We start from the raw sequence: 15347 nt of genomic DNA on the forward strand, positions 1-15347 counted from the left end.
ATTGACTAAATAAAAAATTATTAAAAAACCTTTCAATAAGTTAATTAAATATAATTTTGGGGATTTTTATGAAATTATATAAAAATAGCATAATCATTTTATTATTAATTTTAATTTTATCGATTGGAGCAGCTGCAGCTGTAGAAAATGATTATTCTAATGCCGATTTAGATATTTCTAATGATTTTGTTTTAAGTGATAATTCTAATGAAATTTTAATAGATTCTTCTGGCTCTTTAGATGATTCTTCTAGTGCCTTAGTTTCAGAAGGTTCTTCTAATGGATTGGATTCATATTATTCTAATGATTTGGTTTTAAATGATTCTTTATCTTCTAGATCATCTGTGATTGAAGACTCTTGTTCTATTGACTCAACTACTATTGAAGATAAGGCCTTAGAAAAAAGCTTGTCTTCAAATGAATTGGCTGAAGGCACAAAGACATATACAGACCTGCTAAAGGATATAAAGAGTGCTAAGAATGTGCTTAACTTAAAATACGACTATATATACGATAGCACTATTGACAAAAGTCTTAAAAAAGGAATCGTATTAACCTTTGATGAAGACTATGAGCTTACAATCAATGGAAACGGCCATATTATAGATGGAAATGGAATTGCTGGTGGATTTAACTTTGAAAATGGTGAATTTGTCATAAATAACCTTAGCTTTCAAAACTGTAAGATATCCTCTCTAATCTTAACTAGCTGTGATTTCACTACAAATTATGTCACTTTTTCAAACAATTATGACAAGAGCTCTGGTGCATGCGTATATCTTGACAACTCTTATTTCTACAGCAGTCATGATAATTTTATAGATAACTATGCGCCTTCAGGATCAGCCATCTATGGCGAATGCAGTGTAATAGATGTTTATGATGGCTTATTTGAGTCTCAAAAACCGATTGACTGGTCCTTTATCTATGGATGGGATGAGACTGAAATATATATAGAAGACTGTTTGTTTAGAAACACCGTATCCAATTACTCAACTGCAGTATATGGCGATTATATAATAGAAATCTCCAACTCTCATTTTACTAATCTATTCTCCAAATTCACAGGAGGAGCCATTGGAGTAAGGAATGCTAGCCTTACCGTTGAAAAATCTGAATTTAACAATGTCTCCTCTTTAAGAAATGGCGGAGTCATTTATGCAGACATGAATGTGGATGAGGAAAAATCCAGCGAAGAGACAATCATTAAGGATTCTAGCTTTGTAAATTCCAAGTCTGACTTTGGAGGAGCTGTATTGCAGCTTGGAGGTAAATTAAAGATATACAGATCAAATTTTACAGAGAATACTGCCAACTACTATGGTGGTGCCATTTATACTTCCAATGTCAGCTTTTACACCAGTAAAAGCAAATTTTCAAATAATGTAGCAAATGAAATGAAAGGCTCTGCAATCTATTTTGACAATGGAGACTTGAAAATCGAAAATTCTAATGTCTTAAGCAATCCTTCCTGCGAAGGAGCCATTTATATTTACGATAGCTTTTATAATATAAGTGGCAGTACGTTTTCAAACAATGATGTGGCAATACATTCATTCTTTGACCGCACAAGAACTGTAAAAAATTCTAAAACAGGTAAAAGCACCACTGTAAAGTCCTCTCTAAATAATAATACTTGGGGCGGCGATAGAAATAAGTTAAACAATGTGGAATATCCTTATTTTGTATCCAATCTTGGTCAAGACATTATATTGAATCCAGTTAAAATTAATGCCACTATCAAGGACAAATACTTTAATCTGGTTGATTTGGGATTGGTGACACCTGTTAAGGACCAAGGAGACAGCGGAGCATGCTGGGCATTTGGAGGAGCAGCGGCCCTTGAGTCAGCAATCTTAAAGGCAACTGGAGTAAGCTTAGACATATCTGAAAACAATATACAGTCTGCAGGATTAAGATATAGCCTTTATGGAAAGCCTTCCCTTACCGAAGGAGGCTATGACTATACCGCCCTTGCATACTACTTAAGCTGGCTAGGTCCTAATAATAGCTCTATCGATGAGTATGACCAATTCGGTAAGATATCCCCTCAATTGTTCTCTGAAGATAATTATCATATCTTGGATGTGATTTTCCTAGACCCTGCAAATACAAGCTCAATAAAGGATGGATTAATCAAATATGGGGCATTGTCTGCCTCAGCAAATGGTGCAGATTCAGATTCCAATGACTTTTTCAATGAAAAGACCTATGCCCAATACTGCAATGATGATGAGGCTTCCGCCAATCACATCATAAGCATTGTGGGATGGGATGACAACTATTCCAAAAACAATTTCCTCATTACCCCTAAGGGAAATGGGGCATGGATTGTAAAGAATAGCTGGGGATCTGACTGGGGAAAGAATGGATACTATTATATCTCCTACTATGACGAAAGCCTAAGGTCCTGCTATGCAGTAGCCTATCTATTAAATAATACTCTTCGCTACAATAAGCTTTATCAATATGACTTGACTAATTACGATGACTTTGATGACGGCGATTATGATGGGGTTATCTATTCCAATAAGTTCACCTCAAATGGGGATGACCTGATTGCCGCTGTTGGAACCTACTTTGAATATGAGGATGACGACTATGTCATTTCAGTTTATGTAAATGGCAAAAAGGCCTATCAGCAAAAGGGCACATCTGCATTTGTAGGATACAATACCATTAAATTGAATAAGTATATCGCTGTAAATAAGGGAGAAACATTTACAGTTGCCATCAGCTCATCTGCCATGCCTTATGTTGATGATACTAGGATCCATCTTCCTAAGGGAAGCTCATTTTTAACCGTTGACGGCGAACAGATTGACTTAAGCCAAAGAGGCCAAATAGCTTGCATTAAGGTATATACCTTTAATGACACAAAGATAACTAGAGACCAAAGCACTTATTACGGTTCAGATAAGAAGCTAGCTATTGAATCTGAGCTTGAAGGTACTACAATCAGCCTAACAGATTCAAATTGTAAGAGCTTAGGCTCTGCTAAGGTCGTAGATGGAGTGGCTCAATTCGATTTGGTATTAGGCCCTGGAACTTATTTCTACACAAGCTCATATGCTGGAGAGAAAATAATAAATAGCTTTAAAGTCTTCAGCACAATCGGAGGAGTTTCTAATAAGAACATAGGATATAAGGCTACAGCAAGCTTTAGCCTATCCTTTAAAGATGAAAATGGAGAGATTTTAAACAATAGTCAATTCACTTACACATTGGATGGAAAGTCAAAGACTTTAACCACATTGGATGATGGAACTTATAATATCTCCTTTAAGAATTTGGCCATTGGAACACATAAGTTGTCTGTCAAGAACCTTATAAGCGGCCAGGTTTCCAATGCCACAATCAAGGTTGTCTCAAGATTCAGCGGCGCTAAAGACATTAGCATGTTCTATTTCGATGGCACATGCTATAAGGTTAGAATAATGGGTAATGATGCTAAGGCAGTTGGAAAGGGACAGACAGTAACTGTAGTTCTCAATAAGAAGACCTACAAGCTAAAGACAGATGCAAACGGATATATCAGCCTTAAGATACCTAATACATTAACTCCAAATGGCGCAAAGGCCAAGGTATACTCAATTAAGATGACTTATGCTGGTCAAAGCCTGTCCAAGAAGATAACTGTAAAGCAGGTCTTAAAGACCAATAGTCTCACTGTCAAGAAGAAAGCAAAGAGCTTTTCAATTAAAGTCACACTTAAGGGAAAAACAGTTCTTAAGTATAAGGTGCTGACCATTAAGTTTAAGGGAAAGACCTATAAGGTCAAGACCAATGCTAAAGGAATTGCAACTTTAACCCTTAAGAAAGCTGTTATTAATGGTCTTAAAAAGGGAGGAAAGTACACTTTCACTGTGACCTATCTTAAGGACACTATTAAGGCTACTGTGAGTGTTAAATAGGAATAAATTTGATTAAACTTTTATATGGCTATATTTTAGGTGTAAATTAGCGTTTAAATTAGTATTATGCTTCATAGGTGTAAAAAATGAATAAAAAATTGATTGAATATTTGATTATAGCAACAGTTATTATTTTAATCCTTTATGGTTGCTATTCTCTTATTGATTATCAATCCAACGGATATCAGTTTCGTATGGTGAATGCTACTGATTCAATGAATATATCTTGTCCTTCAAGTTCTGCCTATTCAGTCAGTGGAGACACAGTAGAATTTAGAAATGGATTAAACAGTTTCTATAATATGGACGTTAGCAAGCTAAACTCTTCAGATGGTAAAGTTAAAAATATATTGAATCAATATTCTAAGTTCCATAAGTCCGGTACTTTAGATTTAAAAAATGAGACTTGCTATGTGCTGACAGTAGAATTGGAAGACGATAAAGGATTTAATTATCATTCCATGATTATCTCTGTCGATTCATTTGATAAGGATAGTTTATCCTTTAATAAGGAAGCAACCGTTTATCTATTTGATGGAAACAATAGGGAATTTGTTGTAGATACTGTATATGGAAGTCAGGTGGTAATATGAGTCCATATGAACTGATAAAGGATGATGGTGAAGTGGTTAATCTTGGTGGTTCTCCTGATGAGAGTCAAGATTTTGATGTTTCTTTAGAAAGGCTAAATGATAAATCTTTAGCAGATTCAGATGGCGATGGAAAGCATGACGTATTCATCAGCTATTCAACTAAAAACTCAGATATAGCAAATGAGATATGCTACCTTCTTGAAAAGAACGGTCTTGAATGCTGGATTGCTCCAAGAAACATTTCATCTGGCAAAAATTATGTTGATGAGATAGCAGATGGAATCAAATCAACTAAAATAGTCGTTTTAGTATTTTCAAAATATTCACAGGAATCCAAATATGTAAACAATGAAGTTATGATGGCATTCAGCTATAATAAGCCTATTATTTCATTTAATATTGATCAAACAGAGCCTAATGACATTATGGGATATTATTTAAAGGTGGCTCAATGGCTGCCGGCATATCCAAATCCTAAAAGTCAGTATGAGACATTGGTTACTGACGCTTTAAAATTATGCAATGAAAGGCCAAGAACTGTAATTACAAGCTTAGACGGCTTCATTCCAGAAGACATATCCAAGCAAAAGAAAAATTGGATATCACTTATATTGCTGTTTACTCCAATCTATTGGGCTTCATTTATTTATATGGGCCTTGTTTCAAAGAAAAAATCATGGACATTGTTAGGATTTTTATATGCGATTCCAACAGTAATCGGATTGCTTTTGTATTTCCAGGTATTTACCAGATTATTCCTTATTTATCCGATATTTAGGTTATTTAATTTAATATTTATATTATGCTGGATATTGGCCATAATTCATGGATTGGTTATTAGAAATGAGTTTTTAACCAGATATTCTGTTTTAGGACTGATGTCTTTTGATAAGGATCTCTTTGAGTATCTTTATGGTATGTATTATAAAATGTAATCTGTTTAACAATTATGAGGCTTAATTATGAGTCATGATGTTTTTATATGCTATGATGAGGAAGATAAAGATTGTGCAGAGGCCATTTGCCGTATCTTTGAAGAGAATAATATTAAGACTTGGATTCGCTCAAGAGACGTATCTTCAAAGGATGCAGCCCGCAATCTAACAGAGGCTATAAGAAATTCCAAATGTTTTGTATTGGTCTATTCAAAGAATGGAAAGAACACCAATTATATTATAAATGAAACAGACATAGCATTTTCAAAAGAAATTCCAATTATACTCTTTAAGCTTGATGAGACAAGCATTCCAAAGGATTTGGAATTTATTTTAATAAGCAAAAAGAAGATAGTGGCATATCCTCATAGCAAAAGACAATTAAAGACTCTTGTAAAAGAGACTTCAGATATATTAGATAGACCAACAGATGATATTAAGCTTGATTCTAATTCAGTCAAGACAATTGAAAGGTCTAATCCTAAAAGAAAGGAAAACAATATAAAGAAAGCTATTGGAGCAGCGGCTTTAATAGCAGCAGTTTTAATTTTAATTTATTTATTTGTAATAGTGCCTACAGGCCAGAACATCACCGATAGCGGTGTATTCTCCATGGATGTAACCCATGTTGAAGTGGATGAATTGGCCAAAGGCAATAAGTATACGATATATGGCGAATCATATAATTTGCCAAGTGATTCTGATAGATACTTTATGAACCTTCAATTCTTTGATGATAAGGATAATGTGGTTTATGAGGTAAATTCAACAGCCGATGAGTTTAAATCAGGCATTATATGGAGTGGTGATATAAATAAAGGTGATATTAAGCATATTGGGTTTAAATTAACTGATATGGATAATAAAATACTCTCCCAAGAGGATTATAATCTTGGATTGTAGTTTCTGCATTTCGATGGGTTATAATCTTGGATTGTAGTTTTCTGCTTTGCGGAAAGGATTTAGTCGGATTGTAATATTTTATTATTTAGTTTTTTTAATTCCTATCAATTTTATATATTGGGTAATAATCTGTTGTTTGATCTTTTTAATTCCAATGAATTTTAAAATCGAATATTTTATTCGGTTTTTTTAATTTCGAAGAGAATTATAAGAAAATGAAAATGGACTATTATCTGATTTAATCAATAAAAAATAGATTATGGTGAAAATGAAATTTAAGCGTAGTTTAATATTGGCAGTGATTTTGATAATCCTATTTTCACTTGGAACTGTTGCAGCAAGTGAAAATATAGTTATTGATGAGTCTTCTGATTCCAATTTAGTTATAGACCATGCTAAGGATAATTATTTATTCAATGGACCTATAAAAGATAATTATTTATCTAGCAGTTCTATTAGTGATAATTATTTATCTAAAGGTGTTCTTGATGATTCTTATTTATCAAGAAGCGATTTGGATGATTCTTATTTATCTATGGATGATGGCAAAGGCTCTATCGATTTGACGAATCATAATCAACTATCTAATTCAGATGATAAACAGCTTAAAACTTCTAATTTAGAGGATGAAAAACAGCTTGAAAGTGTAAATAAAGGAGATAAGCTTCTTAAAGATTCAAATGACAATGTCGATTTGTTTATTAATATGGATGTAAAGACATCATTGACCAACAAGCAATATAACCGTGCAGGAAGCGAAGTTCCATGGATTATAACTGTTTCCTCTCTCAATGGAACCAGCTATAATACCCAAGTTCGTGACGTTTTATCTGAAAATTTACAGTATTTATCACATAATGCTACAATGGGAACATTCGATCCGGAAAATGGAATTTGGACTGTTGGTGACTTGGAATCTTCTAAAAATGCAAGCTTGACAATATTGACAAGATTGAAAAGAGATGGTACATATATAAACAAGGCTTATGCTACTACCGATTCAAATGATGTTAATCTATTGAATAACTTCCTAATCATTTCCATAAGGACCGGTTCATCAAAGATCACTTCTAACATTACAGAGACAAGTGATGAAAGAGAGGGAATTCAGCATAATGTTCATTATGCTAGTATGGTTGATACGGACTTTATATATAGATATGAAGAGGACTCTTCAGAAGACGATGGCGGCAATGAAGAAGGCCAATCTGAAGGAAATTCCCATACCAAGACTAGATCTTTAGGAAATAAATTGAAATTATTCAATGCTCAGAATATAGATTATCATTCTCTTTCCAAAAACATCGGTGGAGCATTAGGTTTTGGATATAATTCAAATGGAGGATTCCTTAATTCAAAGGACATTTATGAGGCTTTATTTGTTTATGACTATACAAGAATCCCTATTATTGTATTTGCAGCCTTTTTAGTTGTTTTAGCATCTATAGTTGGCTATGATAAGGTTAAATCTTCAAAATAAAATTTTCTTTTTTAATTTTTTATTATCAATTATTTAAATTAATATTATTAAAAATGAGAGTGTAAAATTAATTAAATATTGAATAGTTAATGAAATGAAGGTATTTAATTAATTTTATATTTAATTAACGATTAACGGAATTAGGTACAAATTTAATGGAATGAGGATTATGATAAATAAAAAATTGTTTTTTGTTTTCTTATTAATGGTTCTAGTGATTGGAACCATTTCTGCAGTTAGTGCAAATGAATGCGCTAATGACTTAACGATGGAGATAAGTGATGATAATATAGCTATTGATAGTTCTTCTGCTTTAGAAGGGGATGATTTAGCTATTGATAGTTCTTCTTCAGATTTAAGTAATGAAAATAATATAAATTCTATGAATGATAGTGTAATTAATTCTAATTCTATTAATTCTGATTCTATTAATTCTGATTCTATTAATTCTGATTCTATTAACCCTAATCCTAATATTGATGATGAAATAAATAACCATAAAGATAGCTTTTTAAAGGCTGTACAGGCCTCTAAAACCGGAACATTTACAGAGCTTCAAACTAAGATAAACAAGGCAAGCAAAGGCTCAACAATCTATCTGGATAAGAATTACCTCTATAATGATGACTTTAAAGGCAAATATGGAATAGTGATAAACAAGTCTATCACAATCGATGGAAAAGGCCATGTCATTGACGGTTTAAAGAAATCAAATCTGATTTTCATCAATGATGCTTCAAACGTTGTCTTTAAGAACATAATATTTAGAAAGGGCGACGGGGACGAGAATGGAGCTATAAATCTTATTGGCTCTGATCATATCGAGTTTAACAATTGCAGCTTCAATTATAACTATGGTGATAGGGGTGCTGTATTTTTATCCGGCAGCGATTACTCCTCCTTTGTAAATTGCAAGTTTAATGAGAATATTGGGGAGAACGGCGGAGCTCTTATATTGGCTGATAGTGATTATTCTCGCCTTGTCAACTGTATCTTTTTTGGAAATGAGGCATCTGACGGAGGAGCCGTATTTATAACTTATAGTGATTATTCTTACTTTTTCAACTGTACTTCAGAGGGCAATAGCGTAGATTATACAGGAGGGGCCTTTTATTTGGATTATTCCGATAATTCCTCTTTCATTGATTGCGTATTTGACACTTCCAGCGCTAAGGATGGCGGTGCCTTTTATTTAGGCGATTGCCATAATTCCTCTTTCATTAACTGTAGCTATTGGAATAATCAAGTTGATTATTATGGTGCTGTTTGTTATTTGGACAATTGCTATGACTCCTCTTTCATATCTTGTAATTTCACTGGAAATTCTGGTTCTAACCCTGAATTAGATGAAACACCTTCCATTGGCGGTGGCGTATTTTATATAAGCGAGTCTCACGGCTTGTATTTTACCCATTGTAATTTTTCCGAAAATGAGGCAAAAAATGATGGCGGTGCCATATATGCTTCAGATTCCGATGTTCATATTGATTCCTCTGTATTTGAGGAGAATTGCGCTTTATGCGGAGGTGCCCTTTATGCTATGAACTCTGATATTTTCATTGACTCATCCCTTTTTGAGAGTAGCGTTGGAGATAGGGGAGGTTCAATATTTGCAAATAAGTCTAATGTTTATTCTAAAAACTCCTCTTTTATTCAATACTATGAAATTGAAGATGAATATGTCTATATTCCTGCTTCTGGAGCATATCACCTTATGGAAGGAAATATTGGCGGAGCAATATACTCTCTTCAGTCTGTCTTGAATATTTCTTCTAATAAATTCAATAACAATTTTGGCTTGACTTCAGGGGGAGATATCTATTCCCAATACAGCATGATCTATATAGATGACTGCTCATTTTCAAATTCATTCTCCAATGGATTTGGAGGCTCATTAAGCTTCAACAACGACTATGTCCAAATCACAGATTCCAGCTTTGAAAACTGCAGCTCAAGGGATAACGGCGGAGGTGGAATCTACTCTATAAATTCCATTTTGAATTGCTCTGATTCAGACTTCACCAATTGCTATTCATATTTCGGCGGTTCAATCTGTTCCTTAAACACTGATCTATCCATTAATAACAATAATTTTTACAAAAGCTCTGCTGAATATTATGGCGGATCCATTTATTTCCTTTATGGAACTTTAGACATTAACGGCTCTCTCTTTTCAAATTCATACGGTCAGTATGGAGGCTCCATTTATATAAGAAGTCCTCAGACAATAAAGAACATTACAAATAATCAGTTTCTATTTTCTCAAGGCATAAGAGGCCCAAGGATATATATCGACCAATATTATGGAGAAATCTCCAATAGCGGCAATGTTTATACCGATGAATATGAAGAAAAGGGATTGTTTTCAGATTATGGAATGGGAATTTCTTTTGAAAGCAATGAAGGTTTGGTCCCATTGATTCACTATTACCCTTCAAACGAGTCATTGCCTTCATTCTATGACCCTAGAGGTGGTGGAGATTCAGAAGATGATTATGAAGATGAGGATGATGATTCAGATATAGCTGTTAAAGACCAAGGCATTGGAGGCAACTGTTGGGCATTTTCAGGAATTGCAACCCTTGAGGCATGCCTTGAAAAGGTAACCGGAGAGGAATTCGGCTTTTCAGAGGGCAATGCTAAAAACCTTATGGCCATATCATCCATTTATGGCTTGAACATAGACACAAACAATGGAGGATATGACACAATGTTCCTTGCTTATCTTGCAAGCTGGCTAGGTCCTATCTATGAGGAATATGATACATATAATCCATTATCCTCCCTATCCATAGATCTTCCTTCAGTATTCCACATTCTTGACATTGATTTCTTGGCTCCTCGTAAAAACAGCTTGGATAATGATGAGTACAAAAGGGCGATAATGAATAACGGAGCCGTTTCAGTGACCTTCGATTGGGTGGAAAATAAGGTTTCCAACGGATTCCATTCAGTTTCCATTATAGGATGGGATGATGATTATGATGACATTGACTCCTTAGGAAACTATGCAAAGGGCGCCTGGATATTTAAAAACAGCTGGGGCTATGAATGGGGAGATGGCGGTTTCGGATACCTTTCCTATAAGCAAAAGCTTTCAGAGGAGATAGCTCCATATATGCATGCATATACATTTTCATTTAAGGAAAATGACATTGGATATACTGACATATATCAATATGACTTTTCAGGATTAAGCGATTTCCTGATTTTAAATTCCACAAATGCCTATTATAAGAACAAGTTCATAGCAGAGGACAATGAATTCCTATATGCATTTTCCACATATTTTGATAAGGAGACCGATTTCACCTATTCAGTTTCCATAAATGGCAATGTCATTACAAAAACAGAGGATGGCAAAGACATATTGACTTCTATCCATCATTCTCCGGCTGGATATCATACCATTCCATTAGGCTATAACCTGACCTTGAAGGAGGGGGATGAGTTTGAGATAATCATAAAATTGCTGAATGACAATCAAAACAGGATTCCTGTTTGCCAAGCTGATGAATTGTACAGAACTTCACTGCCTTCAAATGCATCTTTCATGAGTTTAAACGGCAAGGATTGGATTGACTTGAGCAATTTAGCTTCATCCAATGAGTTCTCTTCACTTGGCATCAAGGCAAACACTTCACAAGTAGCTTGCATAAAGGCATTCACTTCCAATTGGAGAATGAATTCGGATTCCTCTATAGTGAACTCTAAGAATCATAGCATAATCACCTCAGAAGGAACAGAGTTAAGCCAATATGAAATATGCCAGCTTAAGGTAGGCTCATTTACAAGGGCTTCAGCCAATGAAACTATCATTATAGCCATGAGCATTCCAGAATGGAGAAATTATCAGGATGAATATGAAAATTATATAGAGGTTCATATCAATGATGAATTCTATTATGTAAGGGTCAATGAGGGAGTTGCCTATTTGGATATCAGCTTTGATAAGATTGGCCATTATGACTTTAAGGCCCAGTTCAAGTCCAATATATACTCATCTGATATTGTAGAGTTTGATTTTGAAGTAGTAAAGGATTCAATCTTTGATGTTGATGATTTGGATGCCTCAAACCCAGGAACTTTCAAGGAACTTCAGGATATAATTAGAAATGCTAAGAACGGTTCCATAATCAGTTTGGATAAGGATTATGCTTTCTCTAGTGGTGATGAGTCTGTTGTTGATGATTATATAGAGATAAATAAATCTCTAATTATTGATGGAAAAGGCCATATAATTGATGGTTCTTCTGATTCAGGCATTTTTAGACTAAGTTCAGGTGATAATCTTACTTTGAGAAACATTAAGTTTATGAATGCAGATAATGGTGCAATAGTTTCTAATGGAAATTTGACAGTTTCTAATTGTTATTTCATTAGTAATTGTGCTTCTGGTTCTAGTTCTACTTCTACTTCCAGTTCTGATTCTAGTTCTACTGCTTGTGGAGGTGCAATTTACTGTGAAGGCACTTGTTTTATAGTGAATTCTCTATTTGAATCTAATTCTGCAGATGCCGGTGGTGCTGTTTACTGTGAAGGCACTTGTTTTATAGTGAATTCTTATTTTGATTCCAATTATGCAGATCTTGGTGGTGCTGTTTGTTGTGATGGCAGCTGTTATATAGTGAATTCTCTATTTGATTCCAATTTTGCAGTTTATGGAGGTGCAGCTTCCATAGTTGGAAATGAATCATGTGAAATTATAGATTCAAACTTTATTGAAAATGAGGCCATCTATGGCGGTGCAATATACTTAGAAAGCTATTGTTATCTTTTAGATTCAAGTTTCAATTATAATTATGCAAACAATGGAGGCGCCATTTATTCTATAGCTGACCTTGACATTCATACCACTGGCTTTAATTACAATGAAGCCTATAAGGATGGAGGTGCAATCTATCTTGTAAACAGCACATCCTATATCAATGAAGGAAATTTCACTGAAAACAGTGCTAAAGAGAGGGGCGGTGCAATATGCGCACTTGAATTCTCAAATCTAACTATTAGATGGGCTTATTTCATGGATAACTCTGCTTCAAAGTATGGAAGTGCAATCTTTTCAGTAAATGCCCTTAACATTACAGATTCTGAAGTGACTGTAAGTTCTGGTAAGGTGGAACTTATCTGCTTTGCTTATGATTATGCTTCAAATGGCCAGGCATATGGAGATTTATACTTTGATGAAAATAGCTTTTATATCAGTGGTGCTCCTGAGATTTACTACTTCAGAGAAAAGATAGCTCATAAATTAGCCTTGGATCTTGAGTTCAATAATATAGAGCTTATCAGAGGAGGAGGCGTTGAGATATCCAGGGACTTGAATGATGATGGCTGGGAGGATAAAATCAATAACAATATGCTTGAGATATGCAGATTGGTTGATGACGATGATTATATGACTGTCCTTAGAATGAAGGAGATAGAAGTGATTCTAATAAACAAGAACAATAGATCTGACATTCAAAAGTTTAAGATTCCATTTAATGTCAAGCTTAATGGCTATTTCCTTAACACTTCTTCATTGAAGTATGGCTCTTATATCCTTACTGGAAATCTTTCTAAGGATCTTGCAAGCAATTGTATTGTAAAGAATGGAACTTTGAAAGTTTTAAGGAAAACTACCCTCTCTTCTCTGTCTACTTTCACTAAAGTTTATGGAAATAGTAAGAATCTTGTAGTTACTTTAAAGGACAGTAGTGGAAAAGCTATAGTTGGTGTTAATATTGCTGTTAAATTGAATGGAAAAACAATTAAAGCAAAGACTAATTCAAAGGGTCAGATTTCCATAGCCATTAGTCTTAAGCCAAAGACATATACTGCATATATCAGCTTTGCAGGCAATGACTATTATGCAAGCGCAAGCAAGAAGGTAAAGGTAGTTGTTAAAAAGGCAAACCCTAAATTGACTGCCTCTAAAAAGACCTTTAAGTTAAGGAATGCTAAAAAGTATACAGTCACTCTTAAGAACAACCTTGGAAAGGCATTGAAGAATGCTAAGGTCACTATTAAGGTGGCTGGAAAGACTTATACCGCTAAGACTAATGCCAAAGGTCAGGTAACATTCAATTTGAAATTGGCTAAAATAGGCAAGTTCAAGGCAGTTGTTAGCTTTGCAGGTAATAAGCTTTATAATGGCTTGAAGAAGGCGGTTGTTTTAACTGTTAAAAAGTAAATAGATTATTATTTTTATTTTATTTTTTTATTCTTTTTTTAAAATTTAATTATTAATTCTTTCTTAACCAAAAACTTTATATATAACAATAGTTATATTATTATATACAGCATATAACAATTGTTATATCTCGTAATTTTTATAATTTAATCATTTCTAAATTATAAAAATTTCTTTTTATGATAATATGCCTCCTCATATTATCGCTCAACCACAAATCAAACACACACAACCAAGGTTTTTTTTATCAACAATCCGTTATGATTTTAATAGCTGAGTCCTCGATTAACTTATTTTAAGCAGTTATTAAGGTCATATAATTTCTTTTTTTTAGTTTTCTATTTTTTTATTTGGTTCAATATTTTTTTTTTTAAACTCTCTTTTCTTTAAAAAATTATATTAAAAATATCGGTTCAATATTATAATATGGAATATGAGAATATACTGGACTTGAAGAGCTCTGAAGAGTTTAGGGAGTGGATGATAAAAAACCATTCCAGCCAAAGGGAATGCTGGGTCAACTGCAAAAGGGGAAAGGCCGATAAGGATGAGTTGTCCTATGTCGATGCAGCCTATGTGGCATTGTCATTCGGATGGATCGATTCCACCTATGGGCTGATAGATGGAAAGAGAATGCAAAGATTCTCTCCAAGGAGAAAAAACAGCAATTGGTCTCAGCTTAATAAGGAAAGATGTCGATGGCTTATAAGAAATGGCCTTATGACAGATAGCGGATATGAAAGCCTTCCCGATTTAGAGGAAGATTTTATTATAGATTCAGATATTTTAGATGAATTGAAGAAGGATAATGAGACTTGGAATAATTTTAAGAACTTTCCAGACCTTTATAAAAGAATAAGGATAGCTAATATTCAAAAGGAAAAAGATAGGGAAGCATTTGATAAAAAGTTGGCTAATTTTATTAAGGACACAAAGGACAATAAGATGAAAGGAAACTGGAATGATGATGGAAGGCTTATATGATTTTATTTTTTTATAAATAGTTTTATATGGTAAACCAAGGATTATTAGTTATTGTTTTTTAATATAAAGCATTAAATAGAAGGATAAATAATATTTATTCATGGCAAATGAGATAATTTTAAATATAGATGGCAATGAGCATCAAATTAAATATGATAATATGGAAGTAGATCATGTTTCTATAATAGATCTTGAAAAATTGGGACGTTCATTGATTTTAGAATTGGAAATAGATGGAAAGGTGGATAGGAACTCATTGGATGATGCTATCAACAGCTTTTTAGATACAATCTATGATGATATTAAGTATTTTGCAGTAGAGTATGCAGATGATAATGAAATAGAATTAATATGAGAAACCCT

The 15347-nt window shown here is 33.7% G+C and carries 8 protein-coding genes; all 8 read left to right on the top strand.

The window, feature by feature from the left end; translation table 11 throughout:
- Positions 1 to 68: 68 nt before the first annotated feature.
- The 8 genes from MRU_RS00075 (at position 69) to MRU_RS00110 (ending at position 15339) form a co-directional block, all read left to right on the top strand.
- Positions 69 to 3914 (top strand): C1 family peptidase, encoded by a 3846-nt coding sequence (locus MRU_RS00075; RefSeq protein ID WP_012954823.1) that lies wholly within the window; start codon positions 69 to 71, stop codon positions 3912 to 3914.
- Between the two features lie 86 nt (positions 3915 to 4000).
- Positions 4001 to 4507: a hypothetical protein gene (locus tag MRU_RS00080; RefSeq protein WP_012954824.1), complete on the top strand. Its 507-nt coding sequence runs from the start codon at positions 4001 to 4003 to the stop codon at positions 4505 to 4507.
- Entirely contained in the window at positions 4504 to 5442 is a 939-nt protein-coding gene (locus MRU_RS00085; protein WP_012954825.1) for a toll/interleukin-1 receptor domain-containing protein, read from the top strand. Before MRU_RS00080 ends, MRU_RS00085 begins: the two co-directional genes overlap by 4 nt.
- A 27-nt stretch (positions 5443 to 5469) precedes the next feature.
- A complete protein-coding gene (locus tag MRU_RS00090; protein ID WP_012954826.1) occupies positions 5470 to 6345 on the top strand; it encodes a toll/interleukin-1 receptor domain-containing protein in 876 nt (291 codons plus the stop codon).
- Positions 6346 to 6613: 268 nt separating this feature from the next.
- A complete protein-coding gene (locus MRU_RS00095) occupies positions 6614 to 7825 on the top strand; it encodes a DUF11 domain-containing protein (RefSeq protein ID WP_048812321.1) in 1212 nt (403 codons plus the stop codon).
- Between the two features lie 169 nt (positions 7826 to 7994).
- Positions 7995 to 14000: a lectin like domain-containing protein gene (locus MRU_RS00100; protein ID WP_048812322.1), complete on the top strand. Its 6006-nt coding sequence runs from the start codon at positions 7995 to 7997 to the stop codon at positions 13998 to 14000.
- A gap of 426 nt (positions 14001 to 14426) precedes the next feature.
- Positions 14427 to 14984, top strand: coding sequence for a YdeI/OmpD-associated family protein (locus tag MRU_RS00105; protein ID WP_012954829.1), 558 nt, complete (start codon positions 14427 to 14429; stop codon positions 14982 to 14984).
- Between the two features lie 100 nt (positions 14985 to 15084).
- Positions 15085 to 15339, top strand: a complete 255-nt coding sequence (locus tag MRU_RS00110; protein ID WP_012954830.1) for a hypothetical protein — start codon at positions 15085 to 15087, stop codon at positions 15337 to 15339.
- Positions 15340 to 15347: the final 8 nt, after the last annotated feature.

This window comes from Methanobrevibacter ruminantium M1, assembly GCF_000024185.1.
GTDB lineage: Archaea > Methanobacteriota > Methanobacteria > Methanobacteriales > Methanobacteriaceae > Methanobrevibacter > Methanobrevibacter ruminantium.

Excerpts from the sequence above, each read along its gene's own strand:
- MRU_RS00075 (WP_012954823.1), top strand. The coding sequence starts at position 69 with ATGAAATTATATAAAAATAGCATAATCATTTTATTATTAATTTTAATT.
- MRU_RS00080 (WP_012954824.1), top strand. The coding sequence starts at position 4,001 with ATGAATAAAAAATTGATTGAATATTTGATTATAGCAACAGTTATTATT.
- MRU_RS00085 (WP_012954825.1), top strand. The coding sequence starts at position 4,504 with ATGAGTCCATATGAACTGATAAAGGATGATGGTGAAGTGGTTAATCTT.
- MRU_RS00090 (WP_012954826.1), top strand. The coding sequence starts at position 5,470 with ATGAGTCATGATGTTTTTATATGCTATGATGAGGAAGATAAAGATTGT.
- MRU_RS00095 (WP_048812321.1), top strand. The coding sequence starts at position 6,614 with ATGAAATTTAAGCGTAGTTTAATATTGGCAGTGATTTTGATAATCCTA.
- MRU_RS00100 (WP_048812322.1), top strand. The coding sequence starts at position 7,995 with ATGATAAATAAAAAATTGTTTTTTGTTTTCTTATTAATGGTTCTAGTG.
- MRU_RS00105 (WP_012954829.1), top strand. The coding sequence starts at position 14,427 with ATGGAATATGAGAATATACTGGACTTGAAGAGCTCTGAAGAGTTTAGG.
- MRU_RS00110 (WP_012954830.1), top strand. The coding sequence starts at position 15,085 with ATGGCAAATGAGATAATTTTAAATATAGATGGCAATGAGCATCAAATT.